Source organism: Synechococcus sp. CCAP 1479/9, assembly GCF_019038535.1.
Taxonomy (GTDB): domain Bacteria; phylum Cyanobacteriota; class Cyanobacteriia; order PCC-6307; family Cyanobiaceae; genus Cyanobium.
Genome location: NZ_JAFKRK010000023.1, coordinates 73,674 through 92,562 on the forward strand (window position 1 = coordinate 73,674; position 18,889 = coordinate 92,562).

The 18,889-nt window shown below is 70.7% G+C and carries 16 protein-coding genes and 1 tRNA gene; 7 read left to right on the top strand and 10 right to left on the bottom strand.

Annotated features, from left to right (window positions below; translation table 11 throughout):
* Positions 1-4: 4 nt before the first annotated feature.
* The gene (locus KUG38_RS09420; RefSeq protein ID WP_216920854.1) at positions 5-439 is read left to right on the top strand and encodes a fluoride efflux transporter FluC; all 435 of its coding nucleotides are present in this window, start codon (positions 5-7) and stop codon (positions 437-439) included.
* Here KUG38_RS09420 and KUG38_RS09425 read toward each other — a convergent pair.
* Entirely contained in the window at positions 429-2,519 is a 2,091-nt protein-coding gene (locus tag KUG38_RS09425) for an HDIG domain-containing metalloprotein (RefSeq protein ID WP_216920855.1), read from the bottom strand. The two genes, KUG38_RS09420 and KUG38_RS09425, sit on opposite strands and share 11 nt — an antisense overlap.
* Positions 2,520-2,599: 80 nt before the next feature.
* Here KUG38_RS09425 and folD point away from each other — a divergent pair, with 80 nt between their 5' ends.
* The gene (gene folD / locus KUG38_RS09430; RefSeq protein WP_216920856.1) at positions 2,600-3,478 is read left to right on the top strand and encodes a bifunctional methylenetetrahydrofolate dehydrogenase/methenyltetrahydrofolate cyclohydrolase FolD; all 879 of its coding nucleotides are present in this window, start codon (positions 2,600-2,602) and stop codon (positions 3,476-3,478) included.
* On the opposite strand, the gene KUG38_RS09435 is transcribed toward folD, so the two are convergent.
* The gene (locus KUG38_RS09435; RefSeq protein ID WP_216920858.1) at positions 3,458-6,145 is read right to left on the bottom strand and encodes an EAL domain-containing protein; all 2,688 of its coding nucleotides are present in this window, start codon (positions 6,143-6,145) and stop codon (positions 3,458-3,460) included. The genes folD and KUG38_RS09435 overlap by 21 nt on opposite strands.
* Positions 6,146-6,488: 343 nt before the next feature.
* Between KUG38_RS09435 and crtE the strand changes: the two genes are divergently transcribed.
* From crtE to KUG38_RS09455, 4 genes are all read left to right on the top strand, one after another.
* Positions 6,489-7,391 carry a geranylgeranyl diphosphate synthase CrtE gene (gene crtE / locus KUG38_RS09440; protein ID WP_216920861.1) on the top strand — a complete coding sequence of 301 codons (903 nt, stop codon included), beginning with the start codon at positions 6,489-6,491 and terminating at the stop codon, positions 7,389-7,391.
* On the top strand, positions 7,388-7,933 hold the full coding sequence (locus KUG38_RS09445; protein ID WP_216920863.1) for a divergent PAP2 family protein: 546 nt from the start codon (positions 7,388-7,390) through the stop codon (positions 7,931-7,933). Before crtE ends, KUG38_RS09445 begins: the two co-directional genes overlap by 4 nt.
* Positions 7,930-9,378 carry an AAA family ATPase gene (locus tag KUG38_RS09450; RefSeq protein WP_216920865.1) on the top strand — a complete coding sequence of 483 codons (1,449 nt, stop codon included), beginning with the start codon at positions 7,930-7,932 and terminating at the stop codon, positions 9,376-9,378. The genes KUG38_RS09445 and KUG38_RS09450 overlap by 4 nt, the downstream gene beginning before the upstream one ends.
* Before the next feature lie 117 nt (positions 9,379-9,495).
* Positions 9,496-9,810, top strand: coding sequence for a hypothetical protein (locus KUG38_RS09455; RefSeq protein ID WP_216920867.1), 315 nt, complete (start codon positions 9,496-9,498; stop codon positions 9,808-9,810).
* A gap of 3 nt (positions 9,811-9,813) precedes the next feature.
* Here the strand turns inward: KUG38_RS09455 and KUG38_RS09460 are convergent, their stop codons facing one another.
* The 6 genes from KUG38_RS09460 to petH all read right to left on the bottom strand — a co-directional run bounded on the left by KUG38_RS09460 (position 9,814) and on the right by petH (position 16,564).
* Entirely contained in the window at positions 9,814-10,500 is a 687-nt protein-coding gene (locus KUG38_RS09460) for a GAP family protein (protein ID WP_216920869.1), read from the bottom strand.
* Between the two features lie 42 nt (positions 10,501-10,542).
* Positions 10,543-10,797 (bottom strand): acylphosphatase, encoded by a 255-nt coding sequence (locus KUG38_RS09465; RefSeq protein ID WP_286195850.1) that lies wholly within the window; start codon positions 10,795-10,797, stop codon positions 10,543-10,545.
* Complete coding sequence (locus tag KUG38_RS09470; protein WP_216920873.1) at positions 10,794-12,296, bottom strand: cobyrinic acid a,c-diamide synthase CobB; 1,503 nt, start codon at positions 12,294-12,296, stop codon at positions 10,794-10,796. Before KUG38_RS09470 ends, KUG38_RS09465 begins: the two co-directional genes overlap by 4 nt.
* 37 nt (positions 12,297-12,333) lie before the next feature.
* Positions 12,334-13,632 carry a glucose-6-phosphate dehydrogenase assembly protein OpcA gene (locus KUG38_RS09475; protein WP_094586071.1) on the bottom strand — a complete coding sequence of 433 codons (1,299 nt, stop codon included), beginning with the start codon at positions 13,630-13,632 and terminating at the stop codon, positions 12,334-12,336.
* Between the two features lie 71 nt (positions 13,633-13,703).
* On the bottom strand, positions 13,704-15,227 hold the full coding sequence (gene zwf / locus KUG38_RS09480; RefSeq protein WP_216920875.1) for a glucose-6-phosphate dehydrogenase: 1,524 nt from the start codon (positions 15,225-15,227) through the stop codon (positions 13,704-13,706).
* Positions 15,228-15,394: 167 nt separating this feature from the next.
* Positions 15,395-16,564, bottom strand: a complete 1,170-nt coding sequence (petH, locus tag KUG38_RS09485) for a ferredoxin--NADP reductase (RefSeq protein ID WP_216920876.1) — start codon at positions 16,562-16,564, stop codon at positions 15,395-15,397.
* A 230-nt stretch (positions 16,565-16,794) separates the two neighbouring features.
* Between petH and KUG38_RS09490 the strand changes: the two genes are divergently transcribed.
* Positions 16,795-17,313, top strand: coding sequence for an SRPBCC family protein (locus KUG38_RS09490; RefSeq protein ID WP_216920878.1), 519 nt, complete (start codon positions 16,795-16,797; stop codon positions 17,311-17,313).
* A 115-nt stretch (positions 17,314-17,428) separates the two neighbouring features.
* Here KUG38_RS09490 and KUG38_RS09495 read toward each other — a convergent pair.
* A tRNA-Glu gene (locus KUG38_RS09495) sits at positions 17,429-17,501 on the bottom strand.
* A gap of 64 nt (positions 17,502-17,565) precedes the next feature.
* Positions 17,566-18,735 carry a histidine kinase gene (locus tag KUG38_RS09500; protein WP_216920916.1) on the bottom strand — a complete coding sequence of 390 codons (1,170 nt, stop codon included), beginning with the start codon at positions 18,733-18,735 and terminating at the stop codon, positions 17,566-17,568.
* Between the last annotated feature and the right edge of the window lie 154 nt (positions 18,736-18,889).

Sequence of the window (18,889 nt, forward strand, 5' to 3'; positions counted from 1 at the left end):
AACGATGGCGCCATTCCCGAGCGAAAGCCCCCCCAGCCTGCGCCGCGAGGCGCGTGACCTGCTGCTGGTGGCCGCGGGCGCGGTGCCCGGCGCCCTGCTGCGCTGGCGCCTGGAGGACGTCGGCAAGGGCCTGGAGGGGGTGCCCACCGGCCTGATCGAAGCCGACCTGGTGGCCAACCTGCTCGGCACCTTCCTGATCGGTGTGATCGCCGGCCTGCACCCCCCCCGGCCCCGGCTGCTGCTGCTGGGCGGCATCGGCTTCTGCGGCTCGCTCACCACCTTCAGCAGCTGGATGCTGGAGATCAGCCTGGCGCTGCGGCGGGGTCGCCCCGATGAGGCGCTCGCCGTGGTGCTGATCAGCCTGCTGGGGGGCCTGGTGGTGGTGACGCTGGGGCTGGCGGTGGGCCGCCGGCTGGGGCGGTCGCGGCTCAGGCGCTGAAGGCCTTGCGGGGGGGGATGGGGTAGGGAATGCGGCGGTGGCGCATGCGCTTCCAGACCCGCACGAAGGCGCGGATCACCAGCTCCAGCTCCGCCCGGGAGATGCCGCTGCCGTCGAGCTGGCCGTCGTTCTGGCGGGCCTCCACCAGCCGCCTGACCATCGCCCGGGCCTCGGCTTCGGTGGTACCCGGCGGCAGGGAGCGCAGGGCGGCCTCACAGCCGTCGGCCAGCATCAGAATCGCCGTCTCCCGGCTGCGGGGGGCCGGACCGCGGTAGCGGAACTGCTCCTCCCGCACCGAAGGGTCCCGTTCCTTCGCCTGGTGGAGGAAGTAGCCCATCTTCAGCCGGCCCTGGTGCTCGGGGATGAAATCCGCCAGCGGTCGGGGCAGCCGGTAGCGACGGGCCAGCTTCAGCCCCTCGTCGACGTGGGCCTGGAGGATGGCGGCACTGGCGAAGGGATCGTCGAGTTCGTCGTGGGGGTTGGCGCCGTGCTCCTGGTTCTCGATGAACCACTGGGGACCGTGCAGCTTGCCGACATCGTGATAAAGGGCACCGGTGCGGATCAGGTCCACATCCCCCTGGATGGCGCGGGCGCCCTCCTCGGCCAGGCCGCAGATCATCAGGGTGTGCTCGAAGGTGCCCGGCGCCTCCATCGACAGGCGTCGCAGCAGGGGCCGCTCCAGATCGGCCAGCTCCATCAGCCGGGCCCGGGTGAGCAGGCCGAAGAAGCTTTCCACAAGCGGCGCCAGCAGCAGGCCTCCCATCAGCAGGCCCGCCACCAGCAGGGCCTCCTGGAGCAGATCGCTGCTGCTGAAAGGTCCCGGGGAGGCCTCGAGACTGCCCAGGTGGAAGAGCTGGATCAGCAGCCACTGCAGCAGCACGGCGCCGATGGGCAGCAGCAGGGCCAGCTGCAGCAGCTGGGCCCGGTTGCGCTGCCGTCCGGCCAGCACCGCCGCGATCGCGGCCACCAACGCCGCCACCCCCAGCTGGGGGACCAGGAGGCCCTCGACAGGCACCGGCCAGAGCATGGCGGCCACAGCCAGCCAGGCCAGGCCGGCGGCCGTGCCCAGCCCCTGGGAGAGCAGCAGGGTGGGGGGAACCAGCAGGGCCAGGGGGCTGACCTGGCTGCCGAGCCAGAGCTTGCAGCCCTGGACCAGCACCAGCATCGCCAGGGCCAGCAGGGCCTGGCGGGGTTCGAGGCTGGCGCGCCAGCGGCGCATCACCAGCAGCAGCACCCCACAGGCGGCCAAGGCCTCACTGAAACGTCCCAGCCAGGCCAGGGGGCGGGGGCGATGGTTGACCAGATCGAAATGCTCCAGCACGTCGAAGGCCTGGGGGCTGATCGGTTCCCCCTGCCGGGTGATCAGGTCGTTCTGGCGCACCCGGATCGTGGGCAGCCCCTGGCGGGTGAGCAGGTCCTCGATGCGGCGCTGGCTGAGGAAGCTGTCGCCGCGAAGGTTGGTGCGGCCCTGGAGGCTGGCGGCCAGCAGGCGGCTGCCCAGGCTGCGGGCGGGGGGAGAGAGGTCCTGCAGCTGCAGCTCCGCGGCCGTGAGCAGCTGGCCCTCGGACAGGCTGGCCACGACGCCCTGGCTGAGCATGCGCTGCTGGGCCCGGCGCAGGGAGACCTTCCAGCGCATCAGGTCGGGGGGCTTCAGCCCCGTCAGCCAGCGGCGCTCGTCTTCGGTGAGATTGAGGGAATCGGGCCGGGGCTGGTCCTCGGCCACCGTCTGGCGCACCCGCTGCAGCCGCAGCTCCAGCTGCTGCACCAGGGCCTCACTGGCCTGGGGGTCGACCACCTGGATCTGGCTGCGGGGCAGCATCTGGCTGCGGCGCTGCTCCAGGTCGGTGCTGTCGATCACCGTGGCATTGCTCGGGGCGCGGGCCGTGAACGGGGCGGGCATGCCGGGACGCAGGTTGGGCTCCACCAGCCAGGGCCAGCTGGAGAGCAGGGCCACCAGCAGACAGAGCACCAGCACGAGCAGACCGCCCCCGGGGCGCCAGGCCACCAGGGCCTGGCGGGGACGCTCGAGCCGCAGCAAGTGGCGCCACAGTCCCCTGATCCGCCGCAGCCCGAATCTCATCAGTCCACGCTAGCCAACGGTTGAGGGTCCCCCTCCGGGTGGCTTCGGTGCATGCTGGGGTTCGGCAACGCACCCCACCGATGGCCACCCTTCTTGATGGCAGGCGACTGGCGGCGGTGATCGAAGGGCGGCTGAACGCCGTGGTCGCCGATGGGCTGGCGGTGGCGGGACGGCCCCCCGGCCTGGCGGTGCTGCGGGTGGGGGATGACCCCGCCAGCGGCGTCTATGTGGCCAACAAGGAGAAGGCCTGCCGCCGCGTCGGCATCAGCAGCCATGGCGGCCATCTGGCGGCGGACACCCCGGCCGAGGAGGTGCTGGCCCTGATCGCGCGCCTCAACGCCGACCCGACGGTCGACGGCATCCTGCTGCAGCTGCCCCTGCCGCAGGGCCTCGACGAGGGGCCGCTGCTGGCGGCGATCGACCCGGACAAGGACGCCGATGGTCTGCACACCCTCAACCTGGGTCGCCTGCTCAAGGGGGAGCGGGGTCCGCGCAGCTGCACGCCGGCCGGGGTGATGGCCCTGCTGCGCAGTGCCGACGTGCCGATCGCCGGCGCCCAGGCCGTGGTGGTCGGCCGCAGCATCCTGGTGGGCAAGCCGATGGCCCTGATGCTCCAGGCCGCCGATGCCACGGTCACCATGGCCCATTCCCGCACCCATCACCTGGCCGAGGTGACCCGGGAGGCCGAGATCCTTGTGGTGGCGGCCGGTCGCCCGCGGCTGATCGGCGCCCGGCACATCCGACCGGGGGCGGTGGTGGTGGATGTGGGCATCCACCGGCTGGAGGGCAGGCTCTGCGGCGATGTGGACTACGAGGCGGTCGAGCCGCTGGCGGCGGCGATCACGCCGGTGCCCGGTGGGGTGGGGCCGATGACGGTGGCGATGCTGCTGGTGAACACCGTGGTGGCCTGGTGCGAGCGCCACGGGATCGAGCACCCCCTAGGTGATCTGCTCCCCTGAGGACGCCCCCGACAGGCGGAAGGGGATCGGGTCCTTGATGAACGACAGGAAGGCGGCCTGGGGCAGGGGACCGCTGAGCAGGCAGCCCTGGATCTCATCACAGCCGAGGGTGCGGAGCAGGGACAGCTGCTCGGGGGATTCCACCCCTTCGGCGATCGTGCGCATGCCCATCGAGCGGGCCAGGCTGATGATCGCCGACACGATGGCGCGATCGTCTTCGTTGACCACAAGATCACGGATGAACGATCGGTCGATCTTCAGGCGATGGGCACGGATTCGCTTCAGATAGCTCAGGGAGGAATAGCCGGTGCCGAAGTCATCGATGGCCAGGCGGATCCCCTGGGCGTAAAGCTGCTCCATCTGGGCCAGGGCCTTCTCCGGATCCGCGAGCGTCACCGACTCGGTGAGCTCCAACTCCAATCGGCTGGGCGGAAAACCTTCCGCGTGAAGCTGTTCAACCACCATGCTGGCAAGATTTCCATGGTCGAACTGCAGGGCAGAGATATTGACCGAGACGGTCAATGGTGCCGATCCCAGCTCTGTCCAGGAGTGGGCATCCTGGAGGGCACGGCACAGCACCCACTGGCTGATCGGGACGATCAGTCCACATCGTTCGGCCAGGGGAATGAATTCCGCCGGCGATACCGAACCCAGATCGGCATGGGTCCAGCGGATCAGGGCCTCGGCCCCGAAGATCAGGTTGCTGCTGAGTTCCAGCTGGGGTTGGTACGCCAGGCTCAGTTCCCCACGCTGGATGGCCTGGTGCAGGGCGTTGGTGAGCCGCAGGGAGCGGGCGCTGCGTTCCTGAATGCTTGGCGTGAAGAACTGGAGGTCATTGCGGCCCGCCAGCTTGACCTGGTGCAGCGCCGTGGTGGCGTTGCGCATCAACTGCTCCGGGGTGGTGCCATCGTCGGGGAAGTGGGCGATGCCCACCGACGCCGTGAGGAACAGGGGGTCGCCGCCGAGCCCGTAGGGCTGGGCGATCGCCTGCCGCAACCGTTCGGCCACGGACCGGGTGGCGGTGATGTCTGAATCGGGCACCACCGCCACGAATTCGTCGCCACCGGTGTGGGAGAGCGTGTCGGCGTCCCCCAGGATCGGCTTCAGACGCCTGGCCACCTCCAGAAGCACCCGGTTGCCCGTGTCATGGCCGAGGTTGTCGTTGACGAGCTTGAAGTTGTCGAGATTGAGGAACAGCAGGGCCAGGGACCTCTGGGACCGCTTGGCCAGGTCCAGACCGTTCTGGACCCGGTCCTGCAGCAACGTCCGGTTGGCCAGGCCGGTGAGGGGGTCGAAAAAGGCCAGCCGCTCGATCTGTTCCTTGGCGAACCGGCGCTCGGTGATGTCCCGCGTCACCCCGTGGAGCTCCACCCGGCCGGTGCGTTTGTTGCGCACCATCTTGGTGACCGATTCGGTCCAGATCATCGATCCGTCCTTGGCCAGGAGCTCGTGCTCTTCCACCGTGACCATGTCGCCATTGCGCAACCCGGCGTTGAACTCCGCCAGCTGCTGGCTGATCTGGCGCTTCAGATGGTCGGCCACGTCCACCCGCAAGGCCTGCTCGAAAGGCGCGGCCATCACCTCCTCAGCGGTGAACCCCCGCAGCCGCAACACGGAGGGGCTCACATACAGATAGCGAAGGGTCTCGGGATCCAAGGACCAGATCACTTCGTGGGTGGACTCGGTGATCTCCCGGAACTGCTCCTCACTGGCCTTGACCGCGTCCTCGAGGGCCTTGCGGGTGGCCTCGAGGCTGAGCCGGTCGAGGGCGACATCGATGCCGCCGACCAGGTCGAGCAGCAACTGCTGGCTCTTGACATCGAATCGGTCGGTTTCATTGGCATAGATCCCCAGACCGCCGATCACGACGCCGTCGCGATGCAGCGGCAGGAAAGCGGCGGCCCCCCATCCGTAGGGGCGGGCCTGCTCGTGCCAGGGCACGCACGAGGTATCGAGCATGAAATCACTGATCCAGAAGGGGTGGTTGTCCCGCAGGGCGCTCGCGAAGGGGCCCTGCCCCTTCGGGTCTTCCGGATCGAGGCTGATCTCCAATCCATCCAGGTAGGCGCTGTCCTCGCCGAACCAGGCCACCGGTCTGATCCGGCGGCTGGGCGGTTCGATCATCCCAATCCAGGCCAGTCGCATCTCCCCGGAGGTGACCGCCAGGCGGCAGATCTGCCCCAGCATCTCCGAAGCGTCCCGAACTCTGGCCACCACCTTGTTGCAGGCGCTCAAGGTGGCGTAGAGCTGGTTGAGGCGCAGAATCCCTGCTTCGTAGCCTTTGCGCTCGGTGATGTCCCGGCAGAGCATCAGGTAGCGGGGGCCGTCCCGGCTCTCCTGGTCCTTGCGGGCGATCGAGAGCTCGAACCAGTCGGCGCCGCCGGGCTTGGCCATCTCGATCTGCCGGCGGGGGGAGCGGCCATCCACGGACGCGTCCGCCAGCGCCAGCGCTTCCAGCATGGTGGTGGCGGCCGCAGGGGAGAGAACATCCCCCAGATGGGGGCGTAGGCCAGGGTTCTCGGGCAGATGGAACAAGCCCCTTTGGGCACTGTGAATCGCCAGGATCTCCCCGGCCGCCGAGATCTCGATCAGGGGATCGGGAATGGAGTGGATGATGGCGCTCAGGTCCTCGCGGTCCCGGTTCAGTGCCTCCGTGCGGCGCCTCACCTGCCGGCCCAGACTGGCTGCCCAGAGCGCAACCCCACCCCCGCTGGCCAGGATCAGGCCAAGAACGGGGGCGACGTGCGGCCAGCCCCAGCCGAAACCGCTCATGCCGACAATGCCGCCAAACGGCACAGGGGAGCCCGGGGGATCGGCGGCCACACCCTGGAATGTCTCACTTCGAGAACCCGCTGAGGGTGGATAGATGAACCTAGGGAGCTTTCGGGGGTTGGCTCCCAAACGCCGCGCCAATGCATCCCCTTGCAGCGCCGCCGATCCCAAACTGTTGCGCAGACCCGGCACCTGTCACCATCGGCCTGAGAGAATCCGCGCCAACCCTCAGGACCCCATGACCCCGGCGGTGAGCACGGCCTTCGACTTCACTGCCTACCTGGAGGCGGCCCGCTGGCGCGTGGAGGCCGCCCTGGACAGCTCCCTGGGCCCCGAGCGTCCGGAGTCGCTGCGGGAGGCGATGCGCTACTCCCTACTGGCGGGCGGCAAGCGGCTGCGGCCGATCCTCACCCTGGCGGCCTGTGAGCTGGCGGGCGGCGACGCCGACCTGGCCATGCCCACGGCGGTGGCGATGGAGATGATCCACACCATGTCGCTCATCCATGACGACCTGCCCGCCATGGACAACGACGACCTGCGCCGCGGCCGGCCCACCAACCACAAGGTGTACGGCGAGGCCAAGGCCATCCTGGCCGGCGATGCCCTGCTGACCCGCGCCTTCGAGATGGTGGCCCTGCGCAGCCCGGGGGTTCCCCCCGAACGGCTGCTCCAGGTGGTGGGTGAGCTGTCCCTGGCCTCCGGTGCCCCCGGCCTGGTGGGCGGCCAGGTGGTGGACCTGGAGTGCGAGGCCCGCCAGGTGGATCTCGACACCCTCGAATACATCCATCTCCATAAGACCGGCGCCCTGCTGCGGGCCTGCGTGATCTCCGGCGCCCTGGTCGCCGGGGCCTCCGAGGAGCTGCTGACGGCCCTGCGCACCTACGCCCGCGGCATCGGCCTGGCCTTCCAGATCATCGACGACATCCTTGATGTCACCGCCAGCAGCGACGTGCTGGGCAAGACGGCGGGCAAGGACGTGGCCGCCGACAAGACCACCTACCCGAAACTGCTGGGCCTGGAGGAGTCCCGCCGGCGCGCCGATGCCCTGGTGAGCGAAGCCAAGGCGGTCCTGGAGCCCTGGAGCGCCAAGGCCGCCCCCCTGCTGGCCCTGGCCGACTACATCACCAGTCGCGACCGATGAGCGAAGCCATCGGCGCACTCGATGCCCTGGGCGAGCTGCTGGCCAACGGCGTGCTCGCCTGGGGCCTGGCCGCCTGCGGCGTGGCCCAGCTCTCCAAGCTGGTGATCGAGCTGGTGGTCCATCGCCGCTGGCGCCCGGCGGTGCTGGTCGAGACGGGCGGCATGCCGTCGAGCCACTCCTCCCTGATGACGGGCACCGCCGCGGGCCTGGGCTGGGAGCTGGGGTTCGCCGATCCCCTGTTCGCCCTGGCGGCGGTGCTCTGCTTCGTCGTCCTCTACGACGCCAGCGGCGTGCGGCGGGCCGCCGGACTGACGGCCCAGCGGGTGAACGGGCTCCCCGACGGCCTCTGGGACACCCACCCCCAGGACGGCCCGCCGGAGGGGGCGCCGGTGCTGCGCCCCCTGAAGGAGAACCTCGGCCACACCCGCGCGGAGGTGCTGGTCGGCAGCCTGATCGGGCCCCTGGTGGCGCTGCCGGGCCTGGCCCTGCTGGGCTCGCCGCTGCAGATCGCCCAGGGCGCCGGCTGGTTGCCGCTGGGGTGAGCGATCACGCCGGCCTGAGCGACGACCAGCAGCAGGCGGCCGCCGCCTTCGCCGACTGGCTCGGGGCCCCGGCCCACGGGGTGCCGTTCGTGCTGGAGGGCTATGCGGGCACCGGCAAGACCTTCCTGTCGATGCGGTTCCTGGCCCAGGCGGAGCGGGCCGGCCTCTGCTGGACCGTGGTCGCCCCCACCCACAAGGCGGTGGGTGTGCTGCGCCACCACCTCGCCCTGGCGGGCCTGCACCCCACCTGGTACCCCTCCACCATCCACCGCCTGCTGCGGCTCAAACTGAAGCGCCAGGGGGACCGGGAGCGCTGCGAGGAAACGCTCCAGACCGCCGTGGCGCTGGAGAACCTGGGGCTGGTGCTGGTCGATGAGGCCTCCATGGTGGATGGCGGCCTGCTGGAGATCACCCTGCGCTGCGCCCAGGCCTACGGGACCCGGTTGGTGTTCGTGGGGGATCCGGCCCAGCTGCCGCCCGTGGGGGAGGAGCGCAGTCCGGTGTTCGCCCTCGGGCGGGCCCGGCGGGTGGCCCTGACCCACGTGGTGCGTCATGGGGGCCCGGTGCTGCGCCTGGCCGGCGGCCTGCGGGAAGGGGCCCTGCCCTGCCGGCGGCCGCCGCTGCTGGATCCGGTGCGCACCAGCGAGGGCCGGGTGTCGCTGCTGGGGCGGGCCGACTGGCTGGCGGCCGCCCAGGAAGGCCTTCGCCGCAGCGCTGAAGCCGACGATCCCGACCTGGCCCGGATCCTCTGCTACACCAACCGCTCCCTGGAGCGGCTGGTGCCGATCGCCCGGCGTGCCCTGCACGGCGCCATGGCCGACCAGCTACCGGTGCTGCCCGGCGAGGTGCTCATCACCCGCACGGCCGTGATGGCGCCGGCCTGCCGGGAGGGGGACGCCGCCGCCGAGGAGCCGGACCTGCTGCTGGGCAGCAACCGGGAGCTGGTGGTACGGGACGTGCGGCCCGACCGCTGCGATCTGGCCGAGTTCGGCGTCGACGCCTGCCACGGCCCTGGGGTGATCGACACCCTCAACGCCACCGTGGAGTCGGGGGAGGCCCAGCTCAACCTGCGTCTGCTGCCGCCGATCGGCAGCGCCCCGCGGGCCTGCCTGGATGGGGTGCTGGAGCGGCTGCGGCTGCAGGCCAGGGAGGCGGGCCAGAAGGACGGCAAGGCCCTCTGGCGCCGCTTCTTCCTGGTGCGCGATGCCTTCGCCTCCCTCGGACCGGCGGCCGTGCTCACCGTCCATCGCAGCCAGGGCAGCACCTTCGGCGAGGTGTTCATCGACGAGGACGTCTTCTGGCCCCGGGACCTGCCGCTGCGCCAGCGGCTGGTCTACGTGGCGGTCAGCCGGGCCAGCCAGGCGGTGACCCTGATGGCGGGGGCCGCAGAGCCCGGCGAGCGGGAGCGCTGGGACCGCTGGCTGCGGGACACCGCCGGCGCCTGAAGCGCAGGGAGATCGGGGCGTGCGCAAAAGGGGCCGACCCGTTACCCTCATCACGACCGACTCGTGGTGGACGCCTGATTCGTGCTGGAATCCCGTCCCCCGTCCGCGACCCCCGGCATGGCGCTTCCCCAGGCGGGACCGATGACCATGGTCGCCACCACCCCGGCCACGGACGGACAGGCGGGCGGCACCAGAGCCGCCGGCGGATCCGGCGGTGGTGAGCTGCTGACGGATGTGGGGGCCCTGGCGATCGCCGCGGGCCTGGTGGGCGTGGTCGTCCTGGTGCGGCGCTGGCTGATGCTGCGCTCCCGCCAGCCCCTGCCTGGCCTGCCGAAGGAGCGCGTGTTGCCCCTCTCCCGCCACGGCGCCCTGCACGACCCCAAGTATCTGGGACGGATCCTGGAGGCCGAGGAGCCACCGACCGGCCCCTGAGCCTCACCCCGCCCGCAGACCTTCCACCCCCTGCCAGCCGAGGTAGATCGCCAGGCCGAAGCAGATGGCCGCCACGATCAGCTCGGCGTTGTCGAACAGCCAGAGCTTGCCCGCCTGGAGCACCGGCAGCAGCCGCTCCTGTCCCACCAGCACCAGCCCCGCCAGGGGCAGCAGCAGCAGGGTGCCGGAGAACAGGCTGAAGATCGCCGTGGTCAGCACCTCCCGGGGCCGGCTCAGCCCGGCCTCCAGCAGGCTGGCGGCGGTCCTGGCATAGAGGAACAGGTCGTCCGGGCTGGACACCTGCACGGCGGCGCTGAGGCCGAGCAAGAGCGGCAGGGGCAGGGCGCAGAAGCCATCCAGCCGGCGGGTCCAGCCGGGGGGACCGCCCCCCTGGCGGCTGCTCAGCAGACCGTTGAGGCCCAGGGCCAGCAGGCCACCCGCCCCCAGCAGGTCGAGGCCGGTGCGCTGGTCGGTGCCCCGCTCCATCGTGAGCAGCAGACCGTGGCCCACGCTCAGCAGCAGGGCGATGGCCGCCGCGGAGGTGAGCAGCCAGCCGAGCACGAACCAGCTGCCCCGGCGGAGCGGGCTGGGGCCCAGCAGGATGAGCAGCAGCAGGCCGATGTGCAGCGGACTGAAGCTGATCGCCAGGCCGAATCCGAACAGTTCACTCCAGAGGCTGGGGGTCGGCATCCATGGGAGTCGTGACGCCCCATTGTCCGGTGCTGCGGGTGTTCAGGTGCGGATCTCGAACCAGTCGGTGCCCGCCACGGCCACCTGACCGCTGGTGACCCCGGTGACGTGGGCGCCCTGGGGACCCTTCTCGCACCAGAGACGCAGTTCCACCAGCCGGTCGGCCAACCCCTCGGCCTCCACCTCCACCGACCCGTCAGGACGGTTGCGGACCCAGCCGCTGAGGCCGAGGTCGATGGCCTTCTGGCGGCAGCCCAGGCGGTATCCCACCCCCTGCACCTGACCGCGGACGCTCATGCGCCAGCGCTCATGGGTGGTGGCGGCCACCCGGAGACTGGGTTGCAGGAAACGGCGTTCCTCGGCAGCGGCACGGCGCTGGCGGCGGATCTGGCCAGTCTCGAGGGAATCGCCGGGCATCCAGCCCAATGGAGGTGCAGCCAGGTGGCGTGAACGGTCGGCGCGCTCCATCCTTCGATCCTCCCGGGTGATCCCCATCCTTCAAGTTGCCACAGGCTCTGGGCCTCTGCCAACACCTCGCCGTCGGACGGCTGGGGCAGCAGCTGCCAGCGGTGGAACTCATGGCCGCAGAGGGATTCACCGCGGCGCACCAGCAGTCCGTCGGCCCCCGGCACGGCCTGGCGGTAGCCGAGGCTGAGGGGGCCCCGGCGGGCGCGGAAGGGGAGCAGGCCGGCCATGGGGTGGGGCAGGCCGTCCGGGTCCTCCAGCTCCCGGCCCAGCAGCAGCAGCCCGCCGCATTCAGCCACGATCGGCAGGCCGGCCCGGGCGGCGGCCCGGAGGGATCCGAGGCTGCGGCGGCTGGCCGCCAGCCGGGCGGCATGGAGTTCGGGGTAGCCGCCGGGCAGCAGCACCGCCCGGCAGTCCGGGGGGAGGGGATCGTCGGCCAGGGGGCTCCAGGGCAAGGGGCTGAGCCCGCAGGCCTGGAGCAGCTCCTGGGCTTCCGGGTAGCGGAAGTGGAAGGCCGCATCGCTGGCGATCGCCACCGGCAGGGGTGTCCGGGCCCCGGCGGGGGCGGAGACGTGGGCATGGGGGGGGGCCGGCTCCGGCGGGACCTGGTCGAGGCACCAGCGGATCGGATCGCGCCGTTCCGGCGCCGGCGGCGGGGGTGCCAGCAGCGGCCACAGCCGCGCCAGGTCGAGGTGCTCCTCGGCCAGGGCGGCCCAGATCCGCTGACGTTCGCCCAGATCGCCCAGCTCCCCCGGGGTGAGCAGGCCCAGGTGGCGGGAGGGCAGCTCCAGGCTGGGATGGCTGGGCAGCACCCCCAGCAGGGGCACCTCGATGGCGGCCAGGGCCTCGGCCAGCAGCAGCCGGTGCCGTTCGCTGCCGACCCGGTTCAGCACCACCCCGGCCAGGCTCACCCGGGGCGGGCCGTGGTCCCGGAAGCCGCGCACCAGGGCCGCCAGGCTGCCGGCCTGGCGCGACGCCTCCACCACCAGCACCACCGGCAGCCCCAGCAGGGCCGCCACCGCGGCGGAACTGCCCTCACTGCCGGAGCCGCGGCCGTCGAACAGGCCCATGACCCCCTCCACCAGCACCCGTCCGGCGCGGCCGCCGTGCCAGCGGTAGCTGCGCCGCACCCATTCCTCGCCACAGAGCAGGGGGTCGAGGTTGCGGCAGGGGCGGCCCGCCACTGCCCCCAGCAGCTGGGGGTCGAGGTAGTCGGGCCCCACCTTGAAGGGCTGGATGGTCTCCCCCCGCGCCCGGGCCACGGCCGCCAGGCTGAGGCTCAGCAGGGTCTTGCCGCTGCCGCTGCAGGGGGCCGCGATCAGGCAGCTCATGCGGTCGGCGGCATCGGCCGCTCCGGCGGAAGGTGCCTCAGCCTGGCAGCAGGCTCGCCGCCAGCGGAGCGGCCGCCGCCAGCAGCGGTGAGGTGGAATCGTGGCCCCCCGAGAGCAGGCGGGCCATCTCCATCTCCTCGCTCTCCTCGGGCAGGGGCACCACCCCCTCCGCCAGCTCCATGCTGGCCATGCCGCCGGACTCCAGGCGCATGCAGCCGCCGGACTCCGAGCAGAGAATCACGCACAGGGGGGGCCGCTGCTGCGGTTCGCAGATCAGCCGCATGCCGACAATGGCGCCGGGGTGGGTCTTGGGAACGCCCATGGGCACGGGCATCAGGGTGAACTGGACCGCCACCCCGTCGGTGCGCTCGAACTCCGCCGTGATCCCCGGGCCGGGACCGTCCACCTCCACCGTGTAGCTGGTGATCAGGTGCCAGCCGAGGCGGTCGGCGATCCAGGCAGCCAGCAGCAGCCCCTTCACCGGGTGGTCGCCCTCCACGTCGATGTCGAGCTGCACCACGTGACCGAGGGCATCGCGGCGGGACGGGGGATCGAACACCATGGCCAGGGATTCGCGCCAGGTGCGCAGCCGCAGCCAGTTGAGATCGTTGACGGCCTGGCCGGCGCTGATCCGGGCCAGCATCAGATCGAGGCAGCGGCGCGGCTCACCGAGGGAGCTGTCGATCACCAGCCGCCGGGGCAGCGGCGCCAGGGCCTCAAGCATCTCGGAGGGCTCATCCAGGCTGCTGTTCCACCACACCCAGCAGGGCAGGGAGTCGTCCACCAGGGAGACGATCAGATCGAGGCTCTGCTTGAGGGCGCCCATGCCGCCGCGCAGCACAACCACGTCGCCGCAGGCGGCGCCGGCGCCGCCCTCCTCCGGCAGCGGGCAGTAGGCCGCCACCAGGGTCTCGAGCGGGTGGCCCGGGTCGAGGGTGGGGGCCAGGGTGATCAGGCGCCGCGGCATGTGGGCGCTGATGGCGCTCTCGACGAACTGGCCGCGCAGGTCCTCGGGCCGGTGGTTCCCTTCCTTCTGGCCGATGGCCCAGGCCAGGCGGGGATCCATGGGTGCCGTGCTGTACGGCAAACCGGTCTCGGGCACGGCCTGGCGGGCCGCCTCCAGCAACTCGGCGCGCAGCAGGCCGGTGATCGGCCCGTCGACCCGGCCGATGCGCACCATCTGCTGCTCCAGCCAGGAGGGCTCCCACACCACCAGGGTGAAGGTGGCGGCCCCGGTGGAGCCCTCCAGGTCATGGGTCCAGAGGCGGTGCAGGTAGGGGTTGACCTCCTCGGGCGGCAGATCGAGGGGAGCCTGGAGGGTGAGCTGGGGAGCCATGGGCGCGGAAGGGGGCGGGGATCGCTGGGCTGCGGAAGGGGAAAGGGGCGCGGGGGTCCTGGAGCCGGGCGTCAGGGACGCCGCCAGATCAGGCCGTCCCTGGCCAGGAGGCCATCGGCGGCGGCGGGACCCCAGGTGCGGGCCTCGTAGGGCTGGACCGGCAGCTGCCAGGGAGATTCCTCGATCAGGGCCAGCAGCGGGGTGTACAGCCGCCAGGCCGCCTCCACCTCGTCGCTGCGGGTGAACAGGGTGGGATCCCCCAGCATGGCGTCGGCGAGCAGCCGCACGTAGCCCTCGTCGGAGGGCTCGCCGAAGGATTCGTCGTAGCTGAAGGCCATGTCGACCGGCCGGCTGCGCATGCCGGAACCGGGGGCCTTGACCTCGAACTTGAACTCGGCGCCCTCGTCGGGCTGGATGCGCAGGATCAGCTGGTTGGGGGTGGGGGCGCCACCGGCGGCATCGAACAGGTGCACCGGGGCCTCACGGAAGGTGAGCACCACCTCGCTGAGGCGTTTCGGCAGTCGCTTGCCGGTGCGCAGGTAGAAGGGCACCCCCTGCCAGCGCCAGTTGTTGATGGCCACCTTCATGGCCACATAGGTTTCCGTGGTGCTGTTGGCGTTGACCCCGGGCTCCTGCCGGTAGCCGGGCAGGGGCCTGGCCATGCTGCCGCCGGCGGCGTACTGGCCCCGCACGCAGCATTTCCAGGGCTCCTCCTCGTTGGCCAGGCTGGCCGACTGCAGCACCTTGGCCTTCTCGTTGCGGATGGCCTCCGGATCGAAGCGGCCGGGGGCCTCCATGGCGGTGAGGGCCAGGATCTGGGTGAGGTGGTTCTGCACCATGTCCCGCAGGGCGCCGGACGACTCGTAGTAGCCGGCCCGCTCCTCCACCCCCACGGTTTCGGCGGCGGTGATCTGGACGCTGGAGATGTAGTTGCGGTTCCAGATCGGCTCGAAGATCGTGTTGGCGAAGCGCAGCACCAGGATGTTCTGGACCGTTTCCTTGCCCAGGTAATGGTCGATGCGGAACACCTGGCTTTCCTTCGCGCAGCCCTGCACCACCTTGTTGAGGGCCTGGGCGCTGGCGTAATCGCGGCCGAAGGGCTTCTCGATCACCACCCGGCTGCGCTCGGCATCGGCCAGCAGACCGGCACCGGCCAGGGCGCGGCAGCCACTGCCGTAGAACTCCGGCGAGACCGAGAGGTAGAAGGTGCGGTTGCCCCGGGTGGCCCGCAACCGGTCGATGCTCTCCAGCCGCTGGCCGAGGCGCACCAGGTGGTCGGGCTGCTGCAGGTCGACCGGCTCGTAGAAGAGGCCCTGGGCGAACTGCTCCCAGGCGGTGCGATGGGAGGCGATCTCATCGGCCAGGGCGGCCCCCATCTTTTCGCGGAACTCCTCATCGCTCCAGGGCCTTCGGGCGCAGCCGAGCACGGCGAATTCGCTCGGAAGCCGTCGCTGGCGGAACAGCTCGAACAGCGCCGGGATCAGCTTGCGGTGGGTGAGGTCACCGCTGGCCCCGAAGATGACGATGCACTGGGGCGAGATCACCCGCTCCTGGCGCAGACCAACCCGCAGGGGGTTGGTGAGGATGGCGGTCATGGGGAGGGCGTCCGGTCATCCCTGGTTTAACGGCGGCGCAGGCATCCCGCTGCATCGCTGCGACAGGGAGCCTGCCGGTGTGAGCATTCTCGGATCGTCAGCCATGAAAAAGGCCCGCCGGAAGCGGGCCTTGCAACGGGGGCGGTGTGCCCCGGGGTGCGATCGGCTCAGTAGGTCTCGACGTGCCAGCGGTCGGCCTTCTTGAGCTGGGGCCGCAGCTCGCTCCACTCGAGGCCCTTGGCGGCGGCGGCGGCGGTCATGGCCTCGTCGATGCCGGGTTCCATGCCGCGCAGACCGCACATGTAGACATGGGTCTTGGGATCCTCGATCAGGGAGAAGATCTCGTCAGCGTGCTCGGTGACGCGGTCCTGGATGTACATCCGGCCGCCACTGGGGTTCTGCTGCTCGCGGCTGATCGCCTTGGTGTAGCGGAAGTTCTCGGGGAACTCGGCCAGGTAGCGCTGGAAGTCGTCCTCGTAGAGGAGGTTGGGCGTCTTGGGGACCCCCATGATCAGCCAGGCCTTGCCGCGGAACTGGTACTCGGGGTTCTTGGCGCGCTCGGAGGGCTCGAACATGCGGCGCAGGTAGGCCCGCATCGGAGCGATGCCGGTGCCGGTGGCCAGCATGATGATGTTGGCGTCCTCATCGGGGGGCAGGAGCATCTCCTTGCCCACGGGGCCGGTGATCTTCACCTTGGCGCCCGGCTCGATGTCGCAGAGGAAGGTGGAGCAGACACCGTTGATGGTGGCGCCGTCCTTCTCGTACTGGAGCTGGCGGACGCAGAGGGAGACGGTGCCGCCCTCGCAGTTGTCGCCGTGGCGGGTGCTGGCGATCGAATACAGACGCAGCTTGTGGGGCTTGCCGTTGGCGTCCTCGCCATCGGGAATGATGCCGATGCTCTGGCCTTCGATGTAGTGGAGGTTGCCTTCCGAGAGGTCGAAGGTGATGTGGTTCACCCGGCCGATGGCCCCCTCGGCCAGGAGGCTGTAGTTGCCGGTGACCGTGCCGATGAAGGGATCCTTCGGCTTGTAGAGGTTGACCGGGACGTCGGCGTGGCTCACGGGGGCTTTCTTGGCGGGGGTGGGGGTGGCGGCCGGGGCGTCGGAAACCGCAGCGTCAGAGGGGGCCGGAGCGGAGCCGGCGGGGACCTCCTCGGCGTTGACGGCCAGGATGCGACCGCCCTGCTGGGCGATGGTCTGCATCAGCCGCTGCAGCTGGGGGAAGGGCACGGTGATCCGGCGCTCGGCCCGCCGCTGCAGGCCGACGCCGAAGCCTTCGACCACAACCGTGAACATGCGGCCGTCGGACTGGGTGGCCTTGCCGGTGGAAACACGCATGCGGGCGTCGGAGCCGAAAATCGGCCCGATCATAGAGAACTCGCCCCACGCCCCTTCGGTGCGGATTCGTTGACCGGATTCCGGAGACACCGGTTAGTTTGTGTTCCGTCGCACCAATCCCGGTGCCGACCGCTGCCACCCTCACGCAAGCCCCGAGCGAGCTCCGATCCGTCTTGGCACAGCTTCTGGCGTCGTTTCCCCGCCCCGTGCACCTCCCTTCCACTGAGGCCATGGTCGCCAGCGAGGCCAGTTGCGCCCTCGACACGATCCAGCAGGAGATGGAGCGTCTCCCCCAGGGCACCCGGCGCCTGGCGGTGCAGCTGCGCCTCGATCTCCCCCCCGAGTGGATCTGGTCGGTTCTCACCGACTACGACCATCTCGATCGCTTCATTCCCAATCTCGCCAGCTCCCGCCAGCTCTGGCGCCGCGGCAACCTGGTGGCCCTGGAGCAGGTCGGCACCCAGCAGTTCTGCGGCCTGCGCTTCAGTGCCCGCGTCCAGCTGGAGCTCAGCGAGGAGCCGGAGCAGGGTCGCCTGGCCTTCCGCATGCTGGAGGGCGATTTCCGCTGCTTCCAGGGCGTCTGGCAGGTGGGCGCCGACGACACCAGCACCTGGCTGCTGTACGACCTCACCGTGCAGGGCAAGCCGGGCATGCCGATCGGCCTGATCGAGCAGCGGCTGAAGGAGGATCTGGCCAGCAACCTGCGGGGCGTGCAGCGGGAAGCCCAGCGCCGGGCCCAGCAGGTCTGAAGGCCTTCGCCAACCGGCCCACCTGCCAACGGCATGGCATGGGAGCTGCTGACCAGCACCTCTGAAAAAATGGCGCGGGTCAGGACGAAACCGCCCCGAGCCCGGAACCGATGCATACCCCCAAGGGGATTCGAACCCCTGTCGCCTCCGTGAAAGGGAGGTGTCCTAGGCCTCTAGACGATGGGGGCGAGGCCACAGACGGCTTGGCGCCGATCTGATGTGCTGGACGCTACGGGCCGGAGGGACCCTTCGTCAAGGAAGGTCCTCGGCCGTGGGCCGGCCGGCGGCGGAACGGTCCGGTTCCGGGGAGCTCTGGCCGGTCCAGACCGGCACGGTGAAGTTGAAGCAGGCGCCCTCGCCGGGTTCGGACACCACCCAGATGCGGCCGCCGTGGACCTCGGCGATGCGGCGGCACACCGACAGGCCCACGCCGAAGCCGGAGGTGGTGCCCGAGGTCTGGGGCAGCCGCACCCGGTCCTGGAAGATGCGGTGCTGCTCCTCGCGGGGAATGCCCGGCCCGCTGTCGCAGATGCTCACCTGCACCCACTGGCTGGTGCGGTGCATGAGGCTCAGGCTCACCTTGCCCCCGTCGGGGGTGAACTTGAGGGCGTTCTCCAGCAGGTTGAGGAACACCTGGCGCATGCGCCGCTGGTCGGCGTGGACATCGGGCAGGTCGGCGGGGATGTCGGTGACCAGCTGCAGGCCCCGACCCACCCAGAGCTTCTCCAGCTCCAGGATGGCCTCGGCCGCCACCTGGCTGAGATCCAGGCGCTGGGGGTTGAACAGGGCCTCCCAGCGGGTGGTGCCCACCTCCAGCAGGTCCCTGGAGAGGGCCTCGATGTCGTCGAGGCGGCGGTTGAGCACGTCGCGGAAACGGCTCTCGTCGATCTGGCCCAGGGCATGGCTCTGCAGGGCCAGCTTGGCAGCGGTGAGGGGGGTGCGCAGCTCGTGGGCGACCATGCGCAGCAGCCGTTCCTGGACGCCCAGCCGCTCGATCAGGGTTTCGTTTTCCTGACGCAGCACCAGCAGCTGGTCCTCGAGCTGCACCTCCCTCTGGCTGCGGCTGCCATCCATCTCCGCCGGCCGCAGGCTCAGCCCCAGGGTGGTGACCACCTCCATCTGCTGCCAGCGGGGCAGCCAGATGCGCAGCTGCTGGGCCAGGGTGTTGCCGGCGAAGACCTGCTTGGGCAGGGGATCGAGCTTGATCAGGGCCGGGGTGGCCACCAGGCGGTGCAGTTCGAGCAGCTCGGGATGGTCGGCCGGATCGGCCACCTGGAGGGACACCTTGCAGGTGCAGTCCTCCGATTGCAGGAAGGCCAGCAGGGCCCGCAGGTCGGCGGAGGCCATGTGATGGCGGGCCGCCACCAGCAGCAGCTTGAGCGGTTTCTGGGCCTCACCGGTGGCGGTGCCGGCCTCCGCCACCGCCGCCGGCGACGAGGAGGGCGGCGAGGTGGGCGGGAAATCGGGCTCCCCCAGGACCGGCAAAGGCAGGCATGCGGCAATGCACCCAACCTTATGGGGTTTTGGGCAGAACCCGGAAACGTCGCTAGGACTTCAGAGATCGCGTCCGTGTGCC